Source organism: Nonomuraea harbinensis, assembly GCF_019396385.1.
In the GTDB taxonomy this organism is placed as follows: Bacteria; Actinomycetota; Actinomycetes; order Streptosporangiales; family Streptosporangiaceae; genus Nonomuraea; species Nonomuraea ferruginea.
Genome location: NZ_JAHKRN010000058.1, coordinates 22,886 through 45,438, shown reverse-complemented (window position 1 = coordinate 45,438; position 22,553 = coordinate 22,886). Strand labels below are relative to the sequence as shown.

General features: G+C 70.6%; 27 protein-coding genes and 1 tRNA gene. 19 read left to right on the top strand and 9 right to left on the bottom strand.

Annotated elements, in window-relative coordinates; all coding sequences use genetic code 11:
* Positions 1–72: 72 nt before the first annotated feature.
* From KME79_RS38060 to aceE, 3 genes are all read right to left on the bottom strand, one after another.
* Entirely contained in the window at positions 73–813 is a 741-nt protein-coding gene (locus KME79_RS38060) for a maleylpyruvate isomerase family mycothiol-dependent enzyme (protein WP_219550388.1), read from the bottom strand.
* A gap of 10 nt (positions 814–823) precedes the next feature.
* On the bottom strand, positions 824–2,338 hold the full coding sequence (locus tag KME79_RS38055; protein ID WP_219550386.1) for an alpha/beta hydrolase: 1,515 nt from the start codon (positions 2,336–2,338) through the stop codon (positions 824–826).
* Positions 2,339–2,516: 178 nt separating this feature from the next.
* Positions 2,517–5,264, bottom strand: a complete 2,748-nt coding sequence (gene aceE / locus KME79_RS38050) for a pyruvate dehydrogenase (acetyl-transferring), homodimeric type (protein WP_148030196.1) — start codon at positions 5,262–5,264, stop codon at positions 2,517–2,519.
* A 370-nt stretch (positions 5,265–5,634) separates the two neighbouring features.
* Here aceE and KME79_RS47280 point away from each other — a divergent pair, with 370 nt between their 5' ends.
* From KME79_RS47280 to KME79_RS38015, 7 genes are all read left to right on the top strand, one after another.
* Positions 5,635–5,943 (top strand): DUF1918 domain-containing protein, encoded by a 309-nt coding sequence (locus KME79_RS47280; RefSeq protein WP_308249200.1) that lies wholly within the window; start codon positions 5,635–5,637, stop codon positions 5,941–5,943.
* A 9-nt stretch (positions 5,944–5,952) separates the two neighbouring features.
* A complete protein-coding gene (locus tag KME79_RS38040; RefSeq protein WP_148030198.1) occupies positions 5,953–6,360 on the top strand; it encodes a secondary thiamine-phosphate synthase enzyme YjbQ in 408 nt (135 codons plus the stop codon).
* 117 nt (positions 6,361–6,477) lie between these two features.
* Positions 6,478–6,906, top strand: a complete 429-nt coding sequence (locus tag KME79_RS38035) for a DUF3052 domain-containing protein (protein WP_148030199.1) — start codon at positions 6,478–6,480, stop codon at positions 6,904–6,906.
* Positions 6,907–6,945: 39 nt separating this feature from the next.
* Positions 6,946–7,398, top strand: a complete 453-nt coding sequence (locus KME79_RS38030) for a peroxiredoxin (protein ID WP_308249199.1) — start codon at positions 6,946–6,948, stop codon at positions 7,396–7,398.
* A gap of 12 nt (positions 7,399–7,410) precedes the next feature.
* Positions 7,411–7,737, top strand: a complete 327-nt coding sequence (locus KME79_RS38025; protein WP_219550382.1) for a hypothetical protein — start codon at positions 7,411–7,413, stop codon at positions 7,735–7,737.
* A 52-nt stretch (positions 7,738–7,789) separates the two neighbouring features.
* Positions 7,790–8,740: an ROK family protein gene (locus tag KME79_RS38020; RefSeq protein WP_219550380.1), complete on the top strand. Its 951-nt coding sequence runs from the start codon at positions 7,790–7,792 to the stop codon at positions 8,738–8,740.
* A 17-nt stretch (positions 8,741–8,757) separates the two neighbouring features.
* Positions 8,758–8,832, top strand: a tRNA-Val gene (locus KME79_RS38015).
* 461 nt (positions 8,833–9,293) lie between these two features.
* On the opposite strand, the gene KME79_RS38010 is transcribed toward KME79_RS38015, so the two are convergent.
* A complete protein-coding gene (locus tag KME79_RS38010) occupies positions 9,294–9,968 on the bottom strand; it encodes a TetR/AcrR family transcriptional regulator (RefSeq protein WP_219550378.1) in 675 nt (224 codons plus the stop codon).
* A gap of 64 nt (positions 9,969–10,032) precedes the next feature.
* Here KME79_RS38010 and KME79_RS38005 point away from each other — a divergent pair, with 64 nt between their 5' ends.
* The gene (locus tag KME79_RS38005) at positions 10,033–10,935 is read left to right on the top strand and encodes an alpha/beta fold hydrolase (RefSeq protein WP_219550376.1); all 903 of its coding nucleotides are present in this window, start codon (positions 10,033–10,035) and stop codon (positions 10,933–10,935) included.
* A gap of 22 nt (positions 10,936–10,957) precedes the next feature.
* Here the strand turns inward: KME79_RS38005 and KME79_RS38000 are convergent, their stop codons facing one another.
* Positions 10,958–11,410 (bottom strand): NUDIX domain-containing protein, encoded by a 453-nt coding sequence (locus tag KME79_RS38000; protein WP_219550374.1) that lies wholly within the window; start codon positions 11,408–11,410, stop codon positions 10,958–10,960.
* A 274-nt stretch (positions 11,411–11,684) separates the two neighbouring features.
* On the opposite strand from KME79_RS38000, the gene KME79_RS37995 reads away from it, so the two are divergent.
* From KME79_RS37995 to KME79_RS37980, 4 genes are all read left to right on the top strand, one after another.
* On the top strand, positions 11,685–12,617 hold the full coding sequence (locus KME79_RS37995) for an NADP-dependent oxidoreductase (protein ID WP_219550372.1): 933 nt from the start codon (positions 11,685–11,687) through the stop codon (positions 12,615–12,617).
* 9 nt (positions 12,618–12,626) lie between these two features.
* Positions 12,627–13,103, top strand: a complete 477-nt coding sequence (locus KME79_RS37990) for an ester cyclase (protein ID WP_219550370.1) — start codon at positions 12,627–12,629, stop codon at positions 13,101–13,103.
* Positions 13,100–13,783 (top strand): alpha/beta fold hydrolase, encoded by a 684-nt coding sequence (locus tag KME79_RS37985; protein WP_219550368.1) that lies wholly within the window; start codon positions 13,100–13,102, stop codon positions 13,781–13,783. The genes KME79_RS37990 and KME79_RS37985 overlap by 4 nt, the downstream gene beginning before the upstream one ends.
* A gap of 87 nt (positions 13,784–13,870) precedes the next feature.
* Positions 13,871–14,503, top strand: a complete 633-nt coding sequence (locus tag KME79_RS37980; protein WP_219550366.1) for a TetR/AcrR family transcriptional regulator — start codon at positions 13,871–13,873, stop codon at positions 14,501–14,503.
* A gap of 3 nt (positions 14,504–14,506) precedes the next feature.
* On the opposite strand, the gene KME79_RS37975 is transcribed toward KME79_RS37980, so the two are convergent.
* The gene (locus KME79_RS37975; RefSeq protein WP_219550364.1) at positions 14,507–14,998 is read right to left on the bottom strand and encodes an SgcJ/EcaC family oxidoreductase; all 492 of its coding nucleotides are present in this window, start codon (positions 14,996–14,998) and stop codon (positions 14,507–14,509) included.
* A gap of 67 nt (positions 14,999–15,065) precedes the next feature.
* Here KME79_RS37975 and KME79_RS37970 point away from each other — a divergent pair, with 67 nt between their 5' ends.
* Entirely contained in the window at positions 15,066–15,524 is a 459-nt protein-coding gene (locus KME79_RS37970; protein ID WP_219550362.1) for a MarR family winged helix-turn-helix transcriptional regulator, read from the top strand.
* Between the two features lie 3 nt (positions 15,525–15,527).
* Here the strand turns inward: KME79_RS37970 and KME79_RS37965 are convergent, their stop codons facing one another.
* Positions 15,528–16,094 (bottom strand): dihydrofolate reductase family protein, encoded by a 567-nt coding sequence (locus KME79_RS37965; RefSeq protein WP_219550360.1) that lies wholly within the window; start codon positions 16,092–16,094, stop codon positions 15,528–15,530.
* A gap of 83 nt (positions 16,095–16,177) precedes the next feature.
* Between KME79_RS37965 and KME79_RS37960 the strand changes: the two genes are divergently transcribed.
* Complete coding sequence (locus KME79_RS37960; RefSeq protein WP_219550357.1) at positions 16,178–16,849, top strand: winged helix-turn-helix transcriptional regulator; 672 nt, start codon at positions 16,178–16,180, stop codon at positions 16,847–16,849.
* A gap of 78 nt (positions 16,850–16,927) precedes the next feature.
* The gene (locus tag KME79_RS37955) at positions 16,928–17,470 is read left to right on the top strand and encodes a GNAT family N-acetyltransferase (protein ID WP_219550355.1); all 543 of its coding nucleotides are present in this window, start codon (positions 16,928–16,930) and stop codon (positions 17,468–17,470) included.
* A 32-nt stretch (positions 17,471–17,502) separates the two neighbouring features.
* Here KME79_RS37955 and KME79_RS37950 read toward each other — a convergent pair whose 3' ends face one another.
* Positions 17,503–18,543, bottom strand: coding sequence for a hypothetical protein (locus KME79_RS37950; RefSeq protein ID WP_219550353.1), 1,041 nt, complete (start codon positions 18,541–18,543; stop codon positions 17,503–17,505).
* Positions 18,544–18,618: 75 nt separating this feature from the next.
* On the opposite strand from KME79_RS37950, the gene KME79_RS37945 reads away from it, so the two are divergent.
* From KME79_RS37945 to KME79_RS37935, 3 genes are read left to right on the top strand one after another with little or no spacing between them, the layout of a single operon-like run.
* The gene (locus KME79_RS37945) at positions 18,619–19,251 is read left to right on the top strand and encodes a TetR/AcrR family transcriptional regulator (RefSeq protein WP_219550351.1); all 633 of its coding nucleotides are present in this window, start codon (positions 18,619–18,621) and stop codon (positions 19,249–19,251) included.
* 43 nt (positions 19,252–19,294) lie between these two features.
* Positions 19,295–20,194 (top strand): alpha/beta fold hydrolase, encoded by a 900-nt coding sequence (locus KME79_RS37940; protein ID WP_219550350.1) that lies wholly within the window; start codon positions 19,295–19,297, stop codon positions 20,192–20,194.
* The gene (locus KME79_RS37935) at positions 20,191–20,655 is read left to right on the top strand and encodes a GbsR/MarR family transcriptional regulator (protein WP_148030219.1); all 465 of its coding nucleotides are present in this window, start codon (positions 20,191–20,193) and stop codon (positions 20,653–20,655) included. The genes KME79_RS37940 and KME79_RS37935 overlap by 4 nt, the downstream gene beginning before the upstream one ends.
* Before the next feature lie 3 nt (positions 20,656–20,658).
* On the opposite strand, the gene KME79_RS37930 is transcribed toward KME79_RS37935, so the two are convergent.
* Positions 20,659–21,249, bottom strand: a complete 591-nt coding sequence (locus KME79_RS37930) for a TetR/AcrR family transcriptional regulator (RefSeq protein ID WP_219550348.1) — start codon at positions 21,247–21,249, stop codon at positions 20,659–20,661.
* 43 nt (positions 21,250–21,292) lie between these two features.
* On the opposite strand from KME79_RS37930, the gene KME79_RS37925 reads away from it, so the two are divergent.
* Positions 21,293–22,483 carry a macrolide family glycosyltransferase gene (locus KME79_RS37925; protein ID WP_219550346.1) on the top strand — a complete coding sequence of 397 codons (1,191 nt, stop codon included), beginning with the start codon at positions 21,293–21,295 and terminating at the stop codon, positions 22,481–22,483.
* Positions 22,484–22,553 lie beyond the last annotated feature (70 nt).

The following is a 22,553-nucleotide window of genomic DNA, read 5'->3' as shown; positions in this document are numbered from 1 at the left end:
CCGGCCGCCCTCAGTGGCGGCGCCCCCGCCCCGGACACGCCGCCGACCGCCGAGTGGCGGCGCGTCCGGGGCTCACAGCCCGCCGGCCGAGAGCCACCTCTCCAGCAGCGCCCGGTCGCCGAACACCTCCAGCCCGTCGCACGAGCGCCTGCCGTACATCAGCAGCAGCAGGTCGCGGGCCGGCGCCCGCACCGCGGCGTCGCCCTTGGCATGCCCGCGCTCCCACGTCACCGCGCCTTCGGGCCCCTGCGTGAACGTCCACTCGCCGGGCAGGTCGGTCGCGTGCAGGTGGAACGTCGCGCCCTCCAGGCCCAGCTCCGCCAGCCGCCTGCTCACCCACCGCGCGCCCGGCAGGTTGCCGAGCAGTTCCTCGACGCCGTCGGCCGCCACCTCTGCGGCCACCTCGGGCTCCACGCCGAGCGCCTGCTCGGCGTCCACCCGGTGCACGACCAGCTCGAACGCCATCCGCCTGGCCCACCAGCCCGCGGTGCCGCCGGGCCCCCACGTCCACAGCGGCGTCGCCGGGTCGGTGGCGCGCAGCGTCCGCACCATCTCGGCGGACCCCTCCGCCAGCCACGCGGCGTCGCCGTGCGCGCCCTCGTCCAGGCCGTTGGGCACCTCGCGGGACCAGAGCCGGTCCTGGTTGCGGGTCGACACCATGTGGGTGACCCACCGGTGCATGGTGCCCAGATGCGTGATGAGGTCGCCGAGAACCCAGCCCGGGCACGCGGGCACCGGCGTGTCAGCCGGCGCGGCGGCCAGCCGGGCCACCCGCGCCGTCTCGTCCTCCACCAGGGAGCAGTAGTCCGTCACATGTCAGAGCCTAGGCCGCCGGGCAGGTCGCGCCGCGCCGGGGCAGCTTGCCGTCGAGCAGATAGGAGTCGACCAGCTTGGCGACGCACTGGCTGCCCGACAGGTAGGCGCCGTGCCCCTCGCCCTCGTACGTGACCAGCGTGGCGGTCTTGAGCTGGGCGGTCAGCTTGGGAGCCCACTCGTACGGGGTCGCCGGGTCGTTCTTGCCCCCGATCACCACGATGGGGGCCGAGCCGGTGGCGTCCACCCGCTTGGCCTCGTCGCCGCCCGCGGCCGGCCAGACGCTGCAGATCCCGCCCGAGCCCTCGCTGCCGAACAGCGGCGAGATCCTCAGCGCGGCCTCTTCCGTGCGGCGCAGCGTCCGCGCGTCGGGCCGCTCGGCCGTGTCGACGCAGGTGATGGCCGGGAAGCTGGTCATCTGGGTGGAGTAGGTGCCGTCCTCGTTGCGGCCGGTGTAGGTGTCGGCCAGATACAGCAGCGCGCCGCCCTGGCCCTTGAGCGCCTGCCCGAGCGCGGTCTCCAGGAACGGCCAGCTCAGCTCCGAGTAGAGCGCCGACGCCACCCCGGTGGCCGCCAGCCCCTGGGTCAGCTCGCGGGTGCCGACCTTGAGCGGCCGCGCCGCCAGGTCGTTGAGCAGCTTCTCCACGTTCGCGTTGGCGGCCTCCACGCTCGCGCCGACCTCGCACCGCTCCTTGACGCACGCCTTCAGGAAGTTCCGGTAGACGTGCTGGAAGCCGCGGGTCTGGGCCAGCGTGCGCTCTTCGAAGCTGACCGTCGGGTCCAGCGGCGCGTCCAGCACCATGCGGCCGACGTTGCCGGGGAACAGGGTCGCGTAGACGGCGCCGAGCTGGGTGCCGTACGACATGCCGACGTAGTGGAGCTTCTCGTCGCCGAGCGCGGTCCGCATCCGGTCCATGTCGCGGGCGGCGTTGACGGTGCCGACGTACGGCAGGATCTTGCCCGAGTCCTGGCCGCACAAGTCGGCGAACTTCCGGTTGGCCTCGTTGATCCTGCGGCGGGTCTCCTCGCCGGGCGGCAGGGTGTTCAAGGCGGTGAACTCGTCCAGGTCGGCCCCCGTGCCGCAGCGCACCCCCGAGCTGCGTTCGACGCCCCGCGGGTCGAAGCTGATCAGGTCGTAGCGGGCGCGCAGCGACGACAGGGCCTTGGCCGCCTGGTCGAGCGTGTCGACGCCGGACGCGCCGGGGCCACCGAAGTTGAACAGCAGCGAGCCGATCCGGTTGCCCCGGTCGACCGCCGGGATCTTGATCATGGCCAGCTCGATCTTCTCGCCCTCAGGGTCGGAGTAGTCGAGCGGCACCGCCAGCTTCCCGCAGCGTACGTTCTTGTCCTGGCGGGCGGGTGGCTCCCCGTCGGCACGCTTGATGTCGGTGCACGGGCCCCACGCGATCTGCCCCCCGGTCGGCTCCACGGGCGATCCGTCGCTGGCGGGCTCGGCGGTGTCGACACAGCCGGCCGTCATGGCGGCTGTGGCGGCCACGAGTGCGGCGGCAAGGACGCGGCGCATCACGAACAGTCTCCCCCTTGTCGACTCCGGGGGAAGCCCTGCCCACAATACGGGACCGCGCACGGGATCGGGCGGCGCGCCACCCCTCCGCACGCGCGCCGCCTTCCCGGGACGGGCGCCCCCGGAACGGAAGGCGCCCCCGCGCATGTTCTTCGCGGGGGCGCGCCTCACGGATGTGTCAGACGCCCATCGACTGGGTGTCGTTGGTCTCCGGGCCGCCGGCCTCGGTCACGCCGTTCTTCAGGTGGTAGCGGGCGATCGCCTCGCGCAGCACCTCGCCGTCGAGCTCGCCCCTGCGTACGAGGGACGTGAGCACCGCCAGCGTGATGGAGGCGGCGTCGACGTGGAAGTGGCGGCGCAGCGCCGAGCGGGTGTCGGACAGGCCGAACCCGTCGGTGCCCAGCGAGGACCAGTCACCCGGGACCCACTGCGCGATCTGGTCCTGCACAGCCTTCATGTAGTCGCTGACGCCCACGAACGGGCCCTCCGCCTGCGACAGCGCGCGGGTCACGTACGGCACGCGCTGCTCGGCGTCGGGGTTGAGCAGGTTGTGCTCGTCGCAGGTCAGCGCCTCGCGGCGGAGCTCGGTCCAGGAGGTGGCCGACCAGACGGAGGCCGACACGCCCCAGTCGTCGGCCAGCATCCGCTGGGCCTCCATCGCCCACGGCCCGGCCACGCCGGAGGACAGGATGTTGGCCTTCGGCCCCTGCGTCTCCGGCCCGTCGGCGTACTTGTAGAGGCCCTTCAGCAGGCCGTCGACGTCGACGCCGTCGGGCTGGGCCGGCTGCAGGTAGGGCTCGTTGTAGACGGTCAGGTAGTAGAACACGTCCTCGGGCTTGTCGCCGTACATGCGGCGCAGGCCGTCCTTGACGATGTGGGCCACCTCGAACGCCCACGACGGGTCGTAGACGATCGCCGCCGGGTTGGTGGAGGCGATGAGCGGCGAGTGCCCGTCTTCATGCTGCAGGCCCTCGCCGTTGAGCGTGGTGCGGCCGGCCGTGGCGCCGAGCAGGAAGCCCCGGCCCATCTGGTCGCCCATGGCCCACATCTGGTCGCCGGTGCGCTGGAACCCGAACATCGAGTAGAAGATGTAGATCGGGATCATGGGCTCGCCGTGCGTGGAGTAGGACGTGCCGGCCGCGATCGCCGACGCCATCGACCCCGACTCGCTGATGCCCTCGTGCAGGATCTGCCCCTGCACGGCCTCCTTGTACGACAGCAGCAGCTCGCGGTCGACGGCCTCGTACATCTGTCCGTGCGGCGAGTAGATCTTCGCCGTCGGGAACATCGCGTCCAGGCCGAACGTGCGCGCCTCGTCGGGGATGACCGGCACGAACCGGTGGCCGATCTCCTTGTCGCGCATGAGGTCCTTGAGCAGCCGCACGAACGCCATCGTGGTGGCGACCTGCTGCTTGCCCGAGCCCTTGGTGAAGCCCTTGTAGACCTCGTCGCCGGGCAGCTTGACCGGCTTGGCGCGGTTGACCCGCTTGGGCAGCACGCCGCCGAGCGCCGCGCGGCGCTCCTTCATGTACTCGATCTCCGGGTCGTTCTCGCCCGGGTGGAAGTACGGCGGGAGCTCACCCTCCAGGGCGGAGTCCGGGATCGGCAGGTAGAGCCGGTCGCGGAACTCCTTCAGCTCGGCCTTGGTGAGCTTCTTCATCTGGTGGGTGGCGTTGCGCGCCTCGAAGTCCTTGCCGAGCGTCCAGCCCTTGATGGTCTGGGCCAGGATGACCGTCGGCTGGCCGACGTGCTCGCGGGCCGCCTTGAAGGCCGCGTAGACCTTGCGGTAGTCGTGGCCGCCGCGCGACAGCTTGCGGATGTCGTCGTCGCTGAGGTGCTCGGCCATCTTGCGCAGCCGGGGGTCGGTGCCGAAGAAGTGGTCGCGGATGTAGGCGCCCGACTCGACCGAGTAGGTCTGGAACTGGCCGTCGGGAGTCGTGTTCATCTGGTTGACGAGCACGCCGTCGACGTCGGCGGCCAGCAGCGGGTCCCAGTCGCGGCCCCAGACGACCTTGATGACGTTCCAGCCGGCGCCGCGGAAGTAGGCCTCCAGCTCCTGGATGATCTTGCCGTTGCCGCGTACCGGACCGTCGAGCCGCTGCAGGTTGCAGTTGATCACGAAGGTGAGGTTGTCGAGCTCCTCGCGGGCGGCGACGCCGATCGCGCCCAGCGACTCGGGCTCGTCCATCTCGCCGTCGCCCAGGAACGCCCAGACGTGGCTGCGGCTGGTGTCCTTGATCTCGCGGTTGAGCAGGTAGCGGTTGAACCGCGCCTGGTAGATCGCGTTGATCGGGCCCAGACCCATGGAGACGGTCGGGAACTCCCAGAAGTCGGGCATGAGCCGCGGGTGCGGGTAGGAGGGCAGGCCGTGGAAGCCGTGCGACAGCTCCTGACGGAACGCGTCGAGCTGGCTCTCGTTGAGCCGCCCCTCCAGGAAGGCGCGGGCGTAGATGCCGGGCGCCGCGTGGCCCTGGAAGAACACCTGGTCGCCCGACTCGCCGTGGTCCTTGCCGCGGAAGAAGTGGTTGAAGCCCACCTCGTAGAGCGACGCGGCGGAGGCGTAGGTGGCGATGTGGCCGCCGACGTTGGTGCGGGCGTTGGCCCGCGACACCATGACCGCGGCGTTCCAGCGGATGTAGGCGCGGATCCGCCGCTCGACGTGCTCGTCGCCGGGGAACCAGGGCTCGCGCTCCGGCGGGATGGTGTTGATGTAGTCGGTGCTGCGCAGGCCCGGCACGCCGACCTGGTGCTCGCGCGCCCGCTCCAGAATGCGGAGCATCAGATAGCGGGCTCTCGTGCGGCCCTCCGTCTTGACGACGTTGTCGAGGGACTCGAGCCACTCGTTGGTCTCACTGGGATCGACATCAGGCAACTGGCTGGGTAGGCCGTCGCTGATGATCGAGAAACGCTGGCGTCCGGAAGCCACTGGGTCTCGCCTTCCGAGGTTGACTGATGTCTGGTCTGGGGTCGCTTTCCATCCTGGTCGCTCACGGTCGAAAGTGCATCTCTACCGATGAGTAACCAGGACATCCCTGCTGGCAGGGCCGCCATCGGTGGCCTAGACCACCGATGGTAGGACGAATTACCGGCCAAGGTTACAACGGCAGTTCAATTTAACAAGACCGGAAAACCTACGAAATTTTGCCTCACATGGTCGAGTATCCCCCCGCAGGGGGGTGGCGTCACCTCCCGGGTCGCCCCAACGCCCCCTACCCGTCCGTCGGTCCGCCCGAACTGGCTCGCCCCCGCGCGGTCCCCGCGAAGATTGCCAGGAAAGTCTCAGCTTCGCGTCGATCATGCCCCCGGCGGGCCCCGTTGCGCCCGCCCGCAGCAGGGTGTTTCGGGCCTCTCTTACCCACACTTGGGGAAGCGTGGACGATTCCCCTCTTTTCGCCAGGCCTTCCCCGTACGAATCTGGACCTATGAATGCGACGGCAGGCGACCGGCTTCTCGTGCACGGCAGCACGGTCGGCGAAAGGGACCGAACCGGCGTCATCATCGAGGTCCGGGGGCCCAACGGAGGGCCTCCGTACATCGTGCGGTTCGATGACGGCCACACGGCGCTGGTGTTTCCGGGCCCCGATTCCGTCATCGTGCCTCAGTAGGATTCACGGGTGAGATCCGAACTCATCTCCGTGGCCACGGGATCACGAGAGACGGTGCACGACATCACCGCCGAATGCGCCGTTTTCGTCCGCGAGCAGGGTGAAGACGGGCTGCTGCACGTCTTCGTCCCGCACGCGACGGCGGGCGTCGCCCTGCTGGAGCTGGGCTCGGGCAGCGACGACGACCTGCTGGCGGCGCTGGGAGATCTGCTGCCGGCCGACGACCGCTGGCGCCATCGGCACGGTTCGCCGGGTCACGGCAGGTCACATGTCATGCCGGCGATCGTGCCGCCGTACGCCACGATCCCCGTGCTGGGCGGCAGGATGGCGCTCGGCACCTGGCAGTCCGTCGCCCTGGTCGACCTGAATGTCGACAATACGCAACGTCAGGTTCGGCTGTCGTTTCTGCCCGGTTGAACCTGGCCGAGTACGGCCGCACCCGTGGCGACCGTTGACGACTGAGGGTCACAGCGTGTGGACTGTCCCGAAGCGATAAACCGCATATGCGGGGCCACTCAAGCAGGAGGGATAAACGTGAGCGCGACCGCGGGTCAGGCGCAGGGCGAGCGCGGCCTGGCCGAACGACTCGGCCTCAAGCCGGGTCAGGTGGTGCAGGAGATCGGCTGGGACGAGGACGTCGACGAGAAGCTTCGCGAGTCCATCGAGGACCTGACCGGCAACGAACTGCTCGACGAGGACACCGACGACGTCGTCGACGTGGCGCTGCTGTGGTGGCGCGACGGCGACGGGGATCTGTTCGACGCCCTGACCAACGCCATGCGATCTCTCGCCGAAGGCGGTCAGATCTGGCTTCTCACGCCCAAGGCGGGGCGCGACGGCCACGTGGAGCCGAGCGACATAGGTGAGGACGCCGTTACCGCGGGTCTCTCGCAGACCAGCAGCATCTCCGCCGCACCCGACTGGTCGGGGACCCGGCTCGTCACGCCCAAAGGCAGGCGGTAGGAGAGCGAGAGCGCCAGCCCGTACGGCAGGATGAGGCGTGTGAACGGACATCCTGTCGAGGTCGGCGCCACCGCTCCGGATTTCGAGCTCCAGGACCAGCACGGCAGCCCGGTGCGGCTGTCCGAGTTCAGGGGCACGCGTGTCGTGCTGGTCTTCTACCCGCTGGCCTTCAGCGGGGTGTGTCACGGTGAGCTCTCGGCGCTGCGCGAATTCCCGGCTGACGCGCAGTTGCTCACCGTCTCCGTCGACTCCGTCTTCGCCCACCGTGCCTGGGCGGACCAGGAGGGTTACGCTTTCCCGCTTCTCTCCGATTTCTGGCCACATGGACAGGTCGCGCGGGCGTACGGTGTGTTCGATGAGGGGAAGGGCTTCGCGCGCCGGGGGACCTTCATCATCGACGGCGAGGGCGTGATCCGCTGGTCGGTGGTCAAGCCGATCGGTGAGGCGCGTGACGTCGCCGACTACCTCAAGGCACTCGCCGACATCGCCTAAACGGAGGAAACCATGCCCTGCTACCGCTGCGGGGCCCGGCAGACCGACCCGGTCCGCGGCGTCAGCCCGTGGAGACGCGGGGTCCGCCGCGAGACCCAGGTGCTGGTCTGCCCGGACTGTCAACGGTCGCACGACCTCGACCTCGACACGTGTGCGGGATGCGGGTCGGCGGCGCTGATCTGCCGGCTCGGAGAGGTGGAATGCCGCTCCTGCGGCGCCGTGCGGGTCGCCAGGACCACCAGGCCGGTCGACTCGGGCGCGCTGCTCGCCTCGGGCTCGCCGCCGGGCCTCTCGGCCGAGGTGGAGGCCGCGCTCGACCGCGTGCTCGGCCGTACCTGAAACGCAGGGGACTTTTCCAGACAAACGCTGAGCTGCGCTATCGTCTCCTTCCGTGTCCCACACCCCTGCGTACGTCGTCGCGCTCGACGTCGGCGGCACGTCCATGAAGGGCGGCCTGGTCAGCGAGAACGGCGTCGTCCTGCTCTCCGAGCGGCGTCCCACCCCGCGCGCCGACGGCCCGGAGGCGGTCGTGACCGCGATCCGCGACTTCATCGGCCACCTGGCCGAGACCGGCGACGGCAATCCGGCAGGGGTCGGCCTGGCCGTCCCCGGGCTGGTGTCGGAGGACACCGCCCTCTACGCCGCCAACCTCGGCTGGCGCGACATCCCCGCCCAGGACTTCACCGACCTCGGCGTGCCCGTCGTCCTCGGCCACGACGTCCGCACCGGGGGCCTCGCCGAGAGCGTGCTCGGCGCCGGGCGCGGCGCCGCCGACTTCCTGTTCCTGCCCATCGGCACCGGCATCGCCGGCGCCATGATCGTCGACGGCGCCCCGTACGGGGGAGCGGCGGGCTGGAGCGGCGAGATCGGGCACATCCCCGTCTTCCCCGACGGCGAGCAGTGCGCCTGCGGCCAGTACGGCTGCCTGGAGACGTACGCCTCCGCCGCCTCCGTCGGCAGGCGCTACGCCCAGCGGGCCGGCCTGGAGAACGCCAAGGCCGAGCAGGTCGTCGTCTCCGACGACCCGATCGCCATCGAGGTGTGGGACGAGGCCGTGGAAGCGCTGTCGCTGGCGCTGGCCACCTACACGCTGCTGCTGGACCCGGCCATGATCGTGCTGGGCGGAGGGCTCTCCCAGGCCGGGCCCGCGCTCTTCGACCCCGTACGGACCCGCCTCGTCAAGCGGCTGTCGTTCAGGGAGGCCCCGCCGCTGCTGCCGGCCGCCCTGGGGGTGGACGCGGGCATGCTGGGCGCGGCCCTCCTGGGCTGGCGCGCGGCCGGTCGGCCCGACCTGGGGGCGAGCTGGGACGTGGATGTGCGAGCGGCGCCGTTGGTGTCGTAAGGTGTAGTGCCGATCAGGGGCGGTTAGCTCAGCGGTAGAGCACTCGCCTTACAAGCGAGGGGTCACTGGTTCGAACCCAGTACCGCCCACCAGCATGAAATATTCGATCTTGATAACAGCGGCTGAGTGACTAACCCCCGAAGATCTTGCCCATCGCCGCAGCTTTTGCATGATCACGGGTCGGACCTGGTGCCGGTAGACGGTCTCGGCGACCATCGTCTTGGAGTGTCCGACCAGGCGTGAGATGTCCTCGATGGGGACGCGGCTCCTTCGTCCGCCCCATGCCCGAACGCCGCACCATCCTCATCACCGACCGTGACCGGCCCGACCTCGCCGCCCCCGGCGACCACCCGGATGTCCGAGCATTCGGCTGGGACCTCGCTCAACGCGACCGCGAGGGGCGCCGAGGCCATACCGCCGCCTTCCACGGCGCTTCGGCCCGGCTGGAGATCAACTCCTACACCAACGCCGACCTGCTCCCCGACTGGGACGACTTCAAGCGCCGTGGTGGGCGACCTGTACCTGGTAGCTCCGGAGGCCAGGCTGGAGAAGGTCAGGTCGGACGGGCTTCTCGGTGGCCGGCATTCGGCTCGTGGGCCGCGCGTGCGGTGTCGGCGTTCGGGATGTCAGGCGGGGCGATGCGGGCGAGGTGATAGCGCAGGATGTCCAGAGCCTGCTCGGCGCTGCGCTGGCCGAGCAGGACGCTGGTGCCCAGACCGGCCGACATGGCGAGCAGCCCGGCCGCCTCGGTCTCCGGGTCGAGGTCGGCGGCGACCTCTGCCGCGTCCCGGGCCTCGCGCAGCCGGTCGGCGACGAAGGTCTGCATCTGGTCGGGGGCGTCCAGGAAGGGCTGGGCAGCCAGCGCCGGATCTGTCACCGACAGAACCGCGTACGCCGTGTACACGAGGTGGAAGATCCGGCTCTCCTCGTCCGCGGGAACCGCCTGAGCGAGAACGGCCTCGACGACGCGCAGGGGGCTCGCGTTCGAGCCGGCCTCGGCCAGCCGCTCCCGGACCCGCTCGCCCACCCGCTGCGCCAGGTGCTGCAGCGCGAACAGCAGCAGCTTCTCCTTGGACTCGAAGTAGTACTGAACGACAGCCACCGCGAAGCCCGCCTCCGCCGCGACCGACCGCATGGTGACGGCATGCAGCCCTCTGCTCCCGGCGATGCGCAGGAGTGCCTCGGCGATCTGGGCGCGACGCTCGCCATGGTCAGTCAGCTTCGGCATGCGACTCACTCTCTTGTACGATTTTTGGTAGTACGATAGTACTACCAAAAATGAGGAGAGCTCGATGACCAGGACAGCCGTCGGCCGCTTCGTCAGCGACGAGGCGAGAGAGAGGTTCCTGAAGGCTTACGAGGAGGCCATGAGCCTGTGGCCCGAGCCTCGGGAGGAGTTCGACGTCGAAACCCGCTTCGGCGTCGTGCATGTGCATCGCGCGGGTGTCGAGCGGGGAGAGCCCATTGTGCTGCTGCACGGGCACGGCGCGAACTCCTCCAACTGGTACCCGCAGATCGAGGCGTTCGGCGAGCACCACCCCGTCTACGCCATCGACACCATCGACGACCCCGGTCGCAGCGTCCAGCACACCGTGGTCAAGGACTCCCGGGACAACGCCGCCTGGGTGAACGAGGTGCTTGAGAGGCTCGGCCTGGACCGGGTCCATCTGGTCGGCCTGTCCTACGGCGGCTGGCTGACGCTCAACCAGGCCGTTTACGGCGCCGAACGCCTGGCCTCCGTCACCCTGCTCGACCCCGGCGGTCTGCAGAAGGTCCCCCTCCGCTTCCTGGCCGGCACGATCGGCGGCCTGTTCGCGATGCTCTTTCCTCGCCGGTGCCGACCCTGGTTCGCGCGAGTGCTGGCCAACCACGCGCTGATCGCCCCGGCCCGGCTGATGGCGCCGATCGTGCTGAGCTCGCGTACGTACCGTCCCTCCTACCGTCCGGCGGCCAGGCCCTTCACCGACGAGGAGTTGGGCTCGATACGCGTCCCCGCGCTCGTCCTGCTCGCCGGGCGCAGCATGCTGCTCAGCCCTGAGAAGGCGCTACGCCGTGCGAGCGCGCTCATCCCCGGCGTACGCGCCGAGATCGTGCCGGGCATCGGCCACGGGCTTCCACTGGAGGCGCCGGAACTGGTCAACACCCGCGTCCTGCGGTTCATCGACTCCGAAGCGCGTTCCCGTTTCACCGGGTAGCGACCAGACAGGGGTCCCGGGCTCAGGGCTGTGTGCGCTGGATGAGGAGCCTGTGTGACTCCTGCAGCCCCTGAGGGAGGTCGTGCGGGGAGAACCATGTCGCCTCCAGGATTTCCGTAGGATCGATCGCGAGTGTGCCGCCGATGAACGCGGCCTCGTAAGCCGCCTCCACCCGCAGCCGGTATCCGCTCTTGAGGTGGATGAGACTCCCCACCTTGACGTGCAGACCGGTCTCTTCCCGCACCTCGCGGATGACGGTGTCCTCGAACTTCTCGCCCCGGTTGGCGTAGCCGGTGGGGCAGCCCCACTGCCGGTCGGGCGGCCACATGCGGTGCCGCAGGAGGAGCACGCGGCCCTCTTCGTCCCTGACGACGCCGGTGACGCCGATCATGAACTTGGCGTTCCACAACCACAGCAGCCGCCATTGCAGCGGTCCGCGGATGAGCAGCCACAGGCGGGCGAGGAAGTTGTTCACGGTGCTCCCTTCGGAGTGTCATCCGCGTACGCCTGAGGGCCGGGCCGCGGTGCTGGCTTGGTGCACCCTGCCATGTCCGCAGGGGACAGGTGGGCCACTGGACGATGCGCAGACGTTGAGGTTGCCACGGCTTCGGCCTGGACCCGACGTGATGGAGAGGCCTGCCAGGTCCTGCGAGCGTCCACGGCGGCCACCGTACGACCATGCCTCCACATTTACATACATGGTGTATGTATGTATCGTCCTTGATGTCATTACTTCAGGAGGGGCGGTCATGCGGGCGATGCGGCAGGCGGCGTGGGGAGAAGCCGAGGCCATGGCGTTGGTCGAGGTGGAGGAGCCTGTGCCGGTGTTCGGCGAGGTACTGGTGAGGGTCATGGCGGCCGGGGTCAATCCGGTGGACGTCTTCACGCGCCGGGGGCAGGCGTACAACCGGGTGCTCGACCTGCCGTTCGTCAACGGCTGGGACGTCGCGGGGACGGTGGTGAGGACCGGTTACGGCACGACCCGGTTCCGGCCCGGCGATCGGGTGTTCGGGATGCCGTGGTTCCCCCGGGCCGCGGGTTGTCATGCCGAGTACGTGACCGCTCCCGCCCGCCACTTCGCCCGGATGCCGGAGGGCCTGGGCTTCACCGAGGCGGCGGCGCTGCCGCTGGCCGGGTTGACGGCGTGGCAGATGCTCACCGAGGTCGCCGCCGTCGCCCCGGGACAGCGGGTCCTCGTGTCGGGCGCGGCCGGGGGCGTGGGACACCTGGCGGTCCAGATCGCCAAAGCCCGCGGCGCCCATGTGACCGGCACCGCGAGCCCGGCCAAGCATGCCTTCGTCCGCGGGCTGGGGGCGGACGAAGTGATCGACCACACGACCGTGGCGCGTGACATGGATGTCGTCGTCCAGATGTTCGGCGGCGAGGCCGGGCTCAGGGCGCTGGAGTGCGTGCGGCCCGGCGGCATCCTGGTCAGCGGGCAGGCGGCCTGGACCCCCGGGCTGCACGAGCGCGCCGGCGAGCTCGGCGTGCGTGCCGCGGGCTACCTCGTCGATCCCGACGGCGCCGGGCTCGACGCGCTGGCCGGCCTCGTGGCCGAGGGGCGGTTGAAGGTGCACGTCGACGCGGTGTTCCCGCTGGCGGAGGCGGCCGAGGCGCACGACCTCCTCGGTTCGGGGCGTACCAGGGGCAAGGTCGTGCTCGCCGTCGGCGAGACGAACTGAGGAGGAGCAGTGTCGGAACAGCGCACCACACCGGCTGACGTCGTCCGGGCTTACGCGCGGGCCAAGAGCCGCGCCGATGTCCAGGAGGCCCTGCGGTACTGCGGCCAGGACACCGTCTTCGAGACGATCGCGTTCCAGGCCGTCGCGACCGGCCTCGGCGAGGTCGCCCGGCAGACCACCGCGTTCCTGCGCGCCTTTCCCGATTACGGGGTGGAGCTCGACTATCGCGCCGAGGCGGATGACCTGGTCGTCGGCGCCGGGACGATCCGGGCCACCATGATGGAGAGCCTGGTGGGGATCGAGCCCACGGGCAGGGCCTTCGCGCTGCCGTTCGCCTGCCACTGGAGAGTGCGGGACGGGCTGATCGGCCACGAGCGGTTCTTCTTCGACTTCCATCAGATGTGCGAGCAACTCGGGCTGTCCAGCGCCGACGCCGCGGCGCGGTTCGCCGCCTGGCGGGAGCGGGTGAAGGCGGTGCCGCGATGACGGCGTACGTGCTGGTCCACGGGGCCTGGCACGGCGGCTGGTGCTGGCGGCACGTGTCCGCGCGGCTGCGGGAGGCGGGTCATGAGGTCCACACTCCGACGCTGACCGGTCTCGGCGAGCGGGCCCACCTGGCCGGCCCGGAGATCGGGCTGCGGACGCACGTGGACGACCTGCTGGGCCTGCTGAGGTACGAGGATCTGCGGGACGTCGTGCTCGTCGGGCACAGCTACGCCGGCCTGGTCGTGCGCGAGGCCGCCGACCGGGTGCCGGAACGCGTCTCCCGGATCGTCATGGTCGACGCCTGGGCGGGCCGGGACGGGGAGTCGCTGGACGATCTGGCTCCCGCGTTCTTTCTCGACTGGATCGAGTCGGTCACCGTGGACGGCATGATCCCGCCCTCCCCGGCGGCCGCCGTCGGGGTGACGGAACCTGATCAGGTGGCATGGCTGGAGCCCCTGCTGACGGCCCATCCCCGGCGGACGTTCTCCGAGCCGACCAGGCTGTCCGGGACCGTCGACGCGATCGCGTGCCGGGCGGTGCTCTGCACACCCGGCGGCCCCATGCCGTTCCCGCGGCTGGCCGGCGAGCACGGCTGGGCGGCCACCGTCCTGGACGCCGGCCACGACGCCATGGTCACCGCGCCGCGGGCACTGGCGGACATCCTTCAGGCGACCGCATGATGACGTGATGCCGATGCACGGTCGGGGCGACACGTTCGCCGCGTATGTTCTTCTAACCTCGGGTTCGGAGCAGGAGGAGATGCGCGGGTGGCAGGAAACACGAGTGTGCGGCGGAGCCAGCACGAACGCACCAGGGCGACCACGGGCGCCTTGGTCGCGGCGGCGCGCGAGCTCTTCATCGGCGACGGCTTCTCCGCCACCGCGGTGGACGAGATCTGCGCCAGGGCCGGCGTGACCCGAGGCGCGTTCTACCATCACTTCAGCAACAAGGAACACATCTTCCGCGAGGTCTACGCCGCCGACCAGAAGGCGCTCGCGGCGATCGTCAGGCAGGCGTTCCAGGCCCAGCCGGATCCGTGGGACGGGGTGGCGGCGGGCTGCCGGCGGCTGCTGGAGGCGTCACTCGAACCCGCCGTACGCAAGATCACGCTGGTCGAGGCGCCGGGCGCGCTCGGCTGGTCCGCGATGCGCGACATCCAGGCCGGGTGCAAGGAGCAGATGCGGCGCGGGCTCGCCATCGCGATCGAGGCCGGGTGCATCCCGGACCGGCCGCTGGACCCCGCCACCTCGCTGTTGTACGGGGGGATCTGCGAGAGCGCCCTGGACATCGCGCGCGCCCCGGACCCGCGTGCCGCGCTGGAGGAGTCGCTGGCCGAACTCGACCTGGTGCTCGCCGGCGTCGCCCGCCGTCCGGCTCCGGGCTGCGCGCACACAAGGTAGGGGTCAGCGGCGTCCGAGGCCGAGCCGGCGGGCGACGCGCGCCATCAGCTGGGACATCTTGGCAGGGAACGCGTCGGGCTCGGGGACGGTGACGGGACGGACGCGGCCGTTGTGGATGGCGCTGATCTTCCAGCCGGCCGCCGTCCGCGTCACGACGATGGTCTGCCGCGACAGCCGCCGCGCCGGGAGCGTGGCGCGCCACGGCATCAGGACGGAGGCCGTGCCGTGCGCGACCGCCACGTCCGGCGTGAGGTGGCGGACCGATTCCAGCTCGCCGGCCAGCGCCGAGCCGGCCAGGACGCCGCGGAAGAGCTTGTCGTGGTTGCGCTCGTGCTCCAGGCGGCCGCGGGCGATGGTGCCGTCGTAGGAGACGTAGTCGGAGTCGTCGGTGAACAGCGCGCCGAACGCCTCGGCGTCACCCGCCGTCCAGGCCGCCAGGAAGTCGGCGAAGAGCCTTTCGATCTGGGCGGTGTCGGTGAGGGTGGTCGGGCGCATGGCGGTGCCTCCGCAGGATGATATCGTTGGTTCGATCAGCGAAATGTACGATACCAGAAAGTTTCGAATGTCGAAGAATAGCGTCATCGGAGAGATCGCCATGGAGCTCCGGCGGTTGCAGCGGAGCTTCGACGCCTTCGACGAGGCGGCCGCCGCCCGGCTCGGGCTCAACCGCACCGACCTGCGCTGCCTCGACGTGGTGCTGGCCGGCGGCCCGCTGCCCGCGGGTCGGCTCAGCGTCGCGCTGAAGCTCAGCCCGGCCGCCACCACCACGGTCATCGATCGGCTGGAGCGGGCGGGCATGGTGTCGCGTGCGCCCGATCCGGGCAACCGCCGCCGCGTCCTGGTCGCCGCGACCGACGCCGCCCGCTCGGCCGAGACGGAGATCTTCGTCCCGGTCGGCCGGGCGGGCGCCCAGGCGCTGCAGAAGTACGGGCCTGACGAGTTGGCCGTCGTCCTCGATTTCCTGCGTACCGCCCGCGAGGTCCAGGAGGAGCAGGCCGTCCGGGTCAGAACCTCGTCCTGAGCCTCAGGCCCGGGGGATGTCCTTGCCCGTGGGCCGGTACTCGCTCAGCAGGATCCGGCCGTCCAGAACGCGGTGACCGGCCAGTTCGAGGTCGGCGGACGTGATGCCGGCGAACGCCGGGTCGCGGCCCGCGTCGCCCGCGAACAGCGGGAAGGTCATCAACCGGAGCCGGTCGACCAGGCCCGCGCTGACGAGCTGACGGGCCAGGGACAGGCTCCCCATCGTGCGGAGCGGCACCGCGCTCCCGGCCTTCAGCCGCTGGATCTCGTGCGCCAGGTCGCCGCGGAGGATCCTGGTGTTCGGCCAGGCGGCCCGGGTCAAGGTCGTGGAGAACACGACCTTGTCCAGCTCGGTCAGCCGCTGCCATGACGCGTCCTTGGCCTCCTCGGGAAGCCCCGCCAGCGCCTCGTAGGTGCGGCGGCCCATCACGACCAGCTGCGGCGCGTCGCTCTCCGCGTTGATCCACTCCTCGAGCTCGGGCCCGAAGTAGCCGAAGTATCCGGGCAGCCCATCACCTCCCGCCCATCCGTCGACCGACAGGAAGATGTCGACGATCAGGTCACTGGTCATGGTCCGCTCCCTCTGTCCGGGGTAGCTACTTGCAAAAGTGAAGCATGCTTGTAGAAGTGAAGTCAACGACCTAGGATGTGCTCGTGCGTACTCGCGAATACGGTCAGTACTGCGGCCTGGCCCGCGCCGCGGAAGTCCTCGGGCAGCGCTGGACCCTGCTGATCCTCCGCGACCTGCTGGTGGGGCCGCGGCGATACTCCGACCTCGCGGCGGGCCTTCCCGGCATACCGACCAACATCCTCGCCACGCGACTGAAGGAGCTCGAAGGCGACGGGCTGGTGACCAGGGAGCTGCAGGGCGGGCAGGGCCGATCGGTCGTCTACCGGGCGACTCCGCGGGCCGGGGAGCTCGCGCCGGCCCTGGACGCGCTCGGCCGCTGGGGCGCCGCCGCCATGCGCGATCCGCACGAGGGCGAGGTGGTCACCGAGGCCGCCCTGGTGGCCGGGCTCAGGGTCGCCGCGGGCGGGGGAGAGGCTCCGCCGGAAGGGCGGAGCCGGGTGTACGTCGTGAGGTCGGGCGAAGCGGTCGCGTGCGCGACGGTCCGCGACGGCACGGTCACGGTCGAGGCCGGCGGGCATCCCGATCCCGACCTGGTCGTCGTCGCCGGGCCGGGCTTCCGCGACCTGCTCGCGGGCGTGCTCGACGCCGGCGCGGCCGTCGCGTCCGGGGCGGTGACGCTCAGCGGGGACACCGCGCTGCTCGCCGAGTTCTCGGCCACGTTCCGCGTCCCCTACACCGACGCCGTCACCACCTGACGCGGGCCCGGTCCGGCCCGGCGGCATCGACCGGGCGCGACGGTAGATTGGCGCCAGGAGAACCGGTACGGAGGATCGATGTCGCAGGTCGAGGTCCGGTTGCTGCCCGCTGCCGCCGGTGGCGACGCGGCGCTCGTCGGTGAGCTGACCGAGCTGGTCAACCGCGTCTACACCGCCTCGGAAGAGGGATTGTGGGCCCGCGAGGTCTCCCGTACGAGCGCGGAGGAGATGGCGGAGCTGATCCGCGCCGGGGAGATCGCGGTGGCCTGGCTGGACGGCCGGGTCGTGGGCGGCGTCCGGGTGCGGCGGCTGGAGAGCGGGGAGGCCGAGTTCGGGATGCTGGCCACCGATCCCGCCTGCCGAGGTGCCGGGATCGGGTCGCGGCTGGTGGGTTTCGCCGAACAACTGGGCCGTGAGCGCGGCGCGCAGGTCATGCAGCTGGAGCTGCTGACGCCGCGGGAGTGGACGCATCCCTTCAAGGAGTATCTGGGTGAGTGGTACTCCCGGATCGGCTACCTGCTCGTACGGGTCGGCAGCCTGGAGGAGAGTTACCCCGATCTCGCGCCACATCTGGCCGGGCCCTGCGACTTCCGCGTCTACCACAAGGATCTCCGCCCGTGAGGTCACCGCTCAGTTCGGCACGGGGGCGGCCCCTATCTGAGGTGGAAGACGTGAACCATGTGCGGGGCGTCGATGAGGGTGTGGGGCACGAGTGCGTGATAGCCCCAGACATGAACCCATGCGTTGCCGGTACGCACCGTGAGCACCGTCTTGAACATGCCCGGCGCGAAGTAGGTAAGCAGCAGGAAGACGATCGACAGGGCGGTGTCGCCCGGCGAGGTGAACACTGTCCAGGCGTCCCAGATGTGTAACGCCGTATAGGTGAGCCCGCCCAGGATCACCGTGGTCGCGGGAGATCCGGTGAGGCGTAGAAAGCGTGGCACCAGGATCGCGTAGATGAAGATCATGGCTGGTAGCACCGCGCCGGCGAGGTACAACGTGAAGGTCAGGGGAACCCCGAGTGCGAATTGGCCGGGGGTCAGCTCGAAGATCCGTGGGGCGAGCGTGGCGACCTGGACGAGTGACTCGACCAGCAGCACGGCGCCGATGAGGACGGTGTCGGCCCGGCGATTGCCCGAGCGGAGGTTGAGTGCCTCGGTGGAGTAGCGCCGCCGGAACCACAGGAGCGGGATCACCGCGTAGACGAGGAGGTTGTAGGCCGCCCACGCGATGGACTCGGCGGGACTGACATGGTCGTGCGTTCCGTAGATCGAGCCGGCGAGGTGCAGTCCGAACGGGTGCCATCCGGCGAGCCGGCCAAGGAGGAAGTCGAGTCCCAGCGCGCCGGCCCCGTACAGAAGCAGGAGCAGCGTCTCGCGGGCTGCCACCGAGCGTTCCGGCGCGCGGTCGGCCAGGCGGGGCGGTGTCCGCTTGCGGGTGAGCCAGAACGTCAGCACGGTGAGCAGGAGTACCTCGGCCAGCGCCAGATTGGCGTCCAGCAGGCGACCGGCCGGCGTCTGGGTCGCGACAGCCGGCCAGTCGAACGGCAGTGCGTCACCCGCCACGGCGAGCACCACCACATTGCAGCCGAGCCAGCCGATGATGGCGAGTTGGACGCTGCGATCGCAGAGCAGCGCTGTCAGGCCACGCCGGGGTGGACGTGGCCTGTAGTCGGTTGTGCGGGAAAGCTTCACCGTTCCGCCCCAGCTTTTTGTAGTACGACTGTGCTAGTAACTGGCATGCTAGCACGACTGTGCTATAAAGAGGCAGTGCCTAAAGTGGTGGATCCGGCGGAGCGTCGATCGCTGCTGGCCGAGGCGGTCCTCCGGGTGGTGCGACGCGACGGTCTGGAGCAGGCGTCGGTCCGCAACGTCGCCCGAGAGGCGGGATTGTCGATGGGCTCGCTGCGGCACTACTTCGCGAGCCAGTCCGAGCTCATGGTGTTCGCGTTCCGGACGGTCGTCGAGCGGATAGAGCTCCGCCTCGCCGGGTTGGAGCCCGAATCCGACCCCCGGCGGAGAGCTCAGCGCATATTGAGCGAACTGCTCCCGCTGGACGAGGGACGGCGGGCGGAGAACGAAGTCTGGCTGGCCTTCACCTCCCGAGCCATGGTCGACCCTGCGCTTCGGGCCCTGCGGGGCGAGGGATACGACGCTCTGCGGGCCGGCTGTCGCACGCTGATCGCGGACTTGTCCGCGGCCGGTCTGGCTCCGGCCGACGTGCCGGCCGAGACCGACCGCCTGCATGCTCTTCTGGACGGCCTCGCCGTGCATGCGGCCATGCGCCCTGATATCCACACAGCCGAGTCGTTGACCACCGCCATCGAGCGTCACCTCGACGCCCTCGCGACCGAACGCGCCTCACGAGACGCGTCTGGCCGATCACAGGAGCCGTCCTCGTAGCAGTCGTTGCAGTGATGACTGCAACGACTGTAACGTGAGGTGCATGGTTGGTGAGAGCGTCCACATCCCTCAGCCCGAAGGCGGCCTGCGCGTCATCGTGCGCGGCGACACCGGTCCACCCGTGCTCCTGCTCAGCGGCGCGGGTGTCGACAACGCCATGCTGAGCTGGCGGCACGCGATCCCCGCCCTCGCCGCCGCCGGGCACCGGGTGTTCGCCCTCGACTGGCCCAAGCAGGGCGGCAGTAAGCCGTGGCAGGGCTTCGCGGGCCACGACCGGATGATCGAGTGCGTCACCGCCGTGCTCGACCACTTCGGCCTGCGGCAGGCCGCGCTCGTCGGCCTGTCCCAGGGCGGCGCCATCGCGCTGGCGTACACGATCAGGCATCCGGAGCGGGTGTCGCGGCTCGTCGCGCTCGCGCCCGCGGGCGTGATCTCGTTCCCGCCCGTCGTCCATCAGATGCTCTGGCTCACCGCCAAGTCGCGCCTGCTCAACCGGACCATCCCGTCGCTCGTCTTCCGGAGCCGGGCCGCCTGCGCGTGGTTCGCCAGGCGCGCCCTGTTCGCCGGGCCGGTCGCCGACTTCGAGGAGATCGTCGACGAGTACCACGCCGACGTCCTCGCCAACGGCGCCGGCTCCTCCGACTGGCAGAACGACTCGATCGGGTTCCGCCGCATGCGCGTCGACCTCCGGCCCGAGCTGCCCACGATCAGCTGCCCCACGCTGTTCATCCAGGGCAGTCAGGACGCGGGCGTGCGGCCCCGGCACACCCGCGCCGCGGCCGGGCTCGTGCCCGGGGCGAGGTTCGAGCTCATCGAGGGCGCCGGCCACTGGTCCAACCGGCAGGAGCCCGAGCGGGTCAACGCCCTCATCACCGGCTTCCTGCGCGAATCACCGGCCTCCGGGCACGGGGACCCCGGCGAGAACACGACAATGAGATCATGACCGAGCCAACGGACGCCGAGCTCGACTTCGTCGACGACGTCGCGGCCTTCTTCGCCGCCGAGGGCCTGCCGCACATCGCCGGGCGGGTCATCGGGTGGCTGCTCATCTGCGACCCGCCGGAGCAGAGCGCCGCCCAGCTCGCGCAGGCGCTGCAGGTCAGCCGGAGCTCCATCAGCTCCACGACCCGCCTGCTCACGCCGAGCGGCCTGGTCGAGGGCGTGCGCAGGCGCGGCGACCGGCAGGAGTACTTCCGCATCGCCGCCGACGGCTGGAGCCGGATGCTCGCCAACCGCTACGCCAAGACCACGGCCTTCCGCCAGGTGACCGAACGTGGCCTCACCGTCCTGTCCGGCGCCGCGCCCGGACGCCGCGAGCGGCTGGCGAACGTCGCTGAGCTGTACCGCTTCCTGGAGAGCGAGCTCCCCGCCCTCTGGGACCGCTGGGAGCGGCGCCGGTCCTGACGGTCAGGGAAGGACGCGGCCGACGTGGTAGCGGACGGCGGCCAGGGCCGCGTCCGGGTCCCGGAGGCCGAGCATGATCTCCGCCGTGAGGCCCTCGACCAGCGCCAGGAACACCACCGACTCGTGCCCGGGATCGAGGTCGCCCGCCGCCTGGCCGGTCCGCTGCGCCTCGCTGATCAGATCCGCCACCCGGTCGTGCAGCCAGGCCTGACCTTCCCGCAGCGCCTCGGCCAGCTCGGGCACGGCTCCGGCGCGGGCCCCGAACGCCTGCCCGGTCCGCCGCTCGGCCCTGCGGCGGTCGTCCAGCGGCAGCATCTCCGTCGCCATCGACACCAGGAAGCCCCGCACGTCCACGGACGCGAAGTCGACCCCGGCCGTGATCCGGGCCGTGACCTGCTCGCCCAGGTAGGCGACCACGTACCGGAGCATCTCGTCCTTGGTGCGCATGTAGTACTGCACCGCGCCGAGTGACATGCCCGCCTCCGCCGCCACGTCCCGCAGCGTGGCGGCGTCGAGACCGTCACGGCCCGCGATGCGCAGCACGGCCTCGGCGATGTGCCGGCGGCGCTCGTCGTGGTCGACCTTCTTCGGCACGGGCCCTCCTTTATTTCATACCTGTGTATTAACATACAGCAGTATGGGAACGCTGGCATTCTTCGCCCCGGCCGCCGCCGGCCACGTCAACCCCACTCTCGGCCTGGCCGCCGAGCTGGTGCGGCGGGGCCACCGCGTCACGTACGCCACCACGGAGGAGTACGCGCCCCGGGTCGCCGAGACCGGCGCCGAGGTCGTGCCGTTCACCTCGTCATGGGAAGCGCTCAAGGGCCGGCCGGCGCCGCAGATGCACGGCCGGGAGTTCATCCGCGCCACCCGCATGCTTCTCGGCGAGACCAAGGCCGTGCTCGCCCAGCTCGGCGACGGCGAGCGCCCCGACCTGGTCGTCCACGACGGCCCGATGGCCTGGTGGGGCCGTGTCCTGGCCCACCGGTGGGACGTCCCGTCCGTGGAGACCTGGCCGAACCTGGTCGGCAACGAGCACTGGTCCATGCACCTCAAGTACACGACCTTCAACCCGCTCAGCCCCGGCTTCCTGCTCCTGTTCGCGCGCCTGGCCGCCTTCCTGCGCAGGGAGGGTCTCGGCGCCGACGTCCAGGGATTCATGCAGGGCTCGCGGGCGGAGCTCCGGCTGGTCATGCTGCCGCGCGCCTTCCAGTACGCGGGCGAGACCTTCGGCCCCGGCTACCGCTTCGTCGGCCCCGCCCTGACCGGCCGCGCCTTCCAGGGTGACTGGCAGCCCCCGGACGACCTGCCCGTGGTCCTGGTCTCTCTCGGCACGGGGTACAACGACCGGCCCGATTTCTACCGTACGGTCCTGGAAGCGGCGGCCGGCCGCCCGTGGCGCGTCGTGCTCGCGACGGGCGCGGCGGACCCCGCCGGCCTGGGCCCGGTCCCGCCCAACGTCGAGGTGCACCGGCAGGTGCCGCAACTGGCGGTGCTGCGGCACGCCCGCGCCTTCGTCACCCACGCCGGGATGGGCGGCACCATGGAGGGCCTCCATCACGGCGTGCCCCTGGTGGCGGTGCCGCAGATGGCCGAGCAGCGCGCCAACGCCGACCGCATCGCCGAACTCGGGCTGGGCAAGACCCTCCCGCCCGGCCAGGTCACGGCCGGGACGCTGTGGCAGGCGGTCGAGGACGTGGCCTCGGACGCCCGCGTACGGGAGAGGCTCGACTGGATGCGCGGCGAGATCGAGGCGGCGGGCGGCGCCACCGCCGCCGCCGACGAGATCGAGAAGCTGATGCGCGCACCGGGAGACGGCGCTGGGTGAGGACCTGAGCCCGCCTCGTCCCGCACCTGCGGCTCGCGCTGGGCGTTCCTCCGCGGGCTACCGGGCCCCG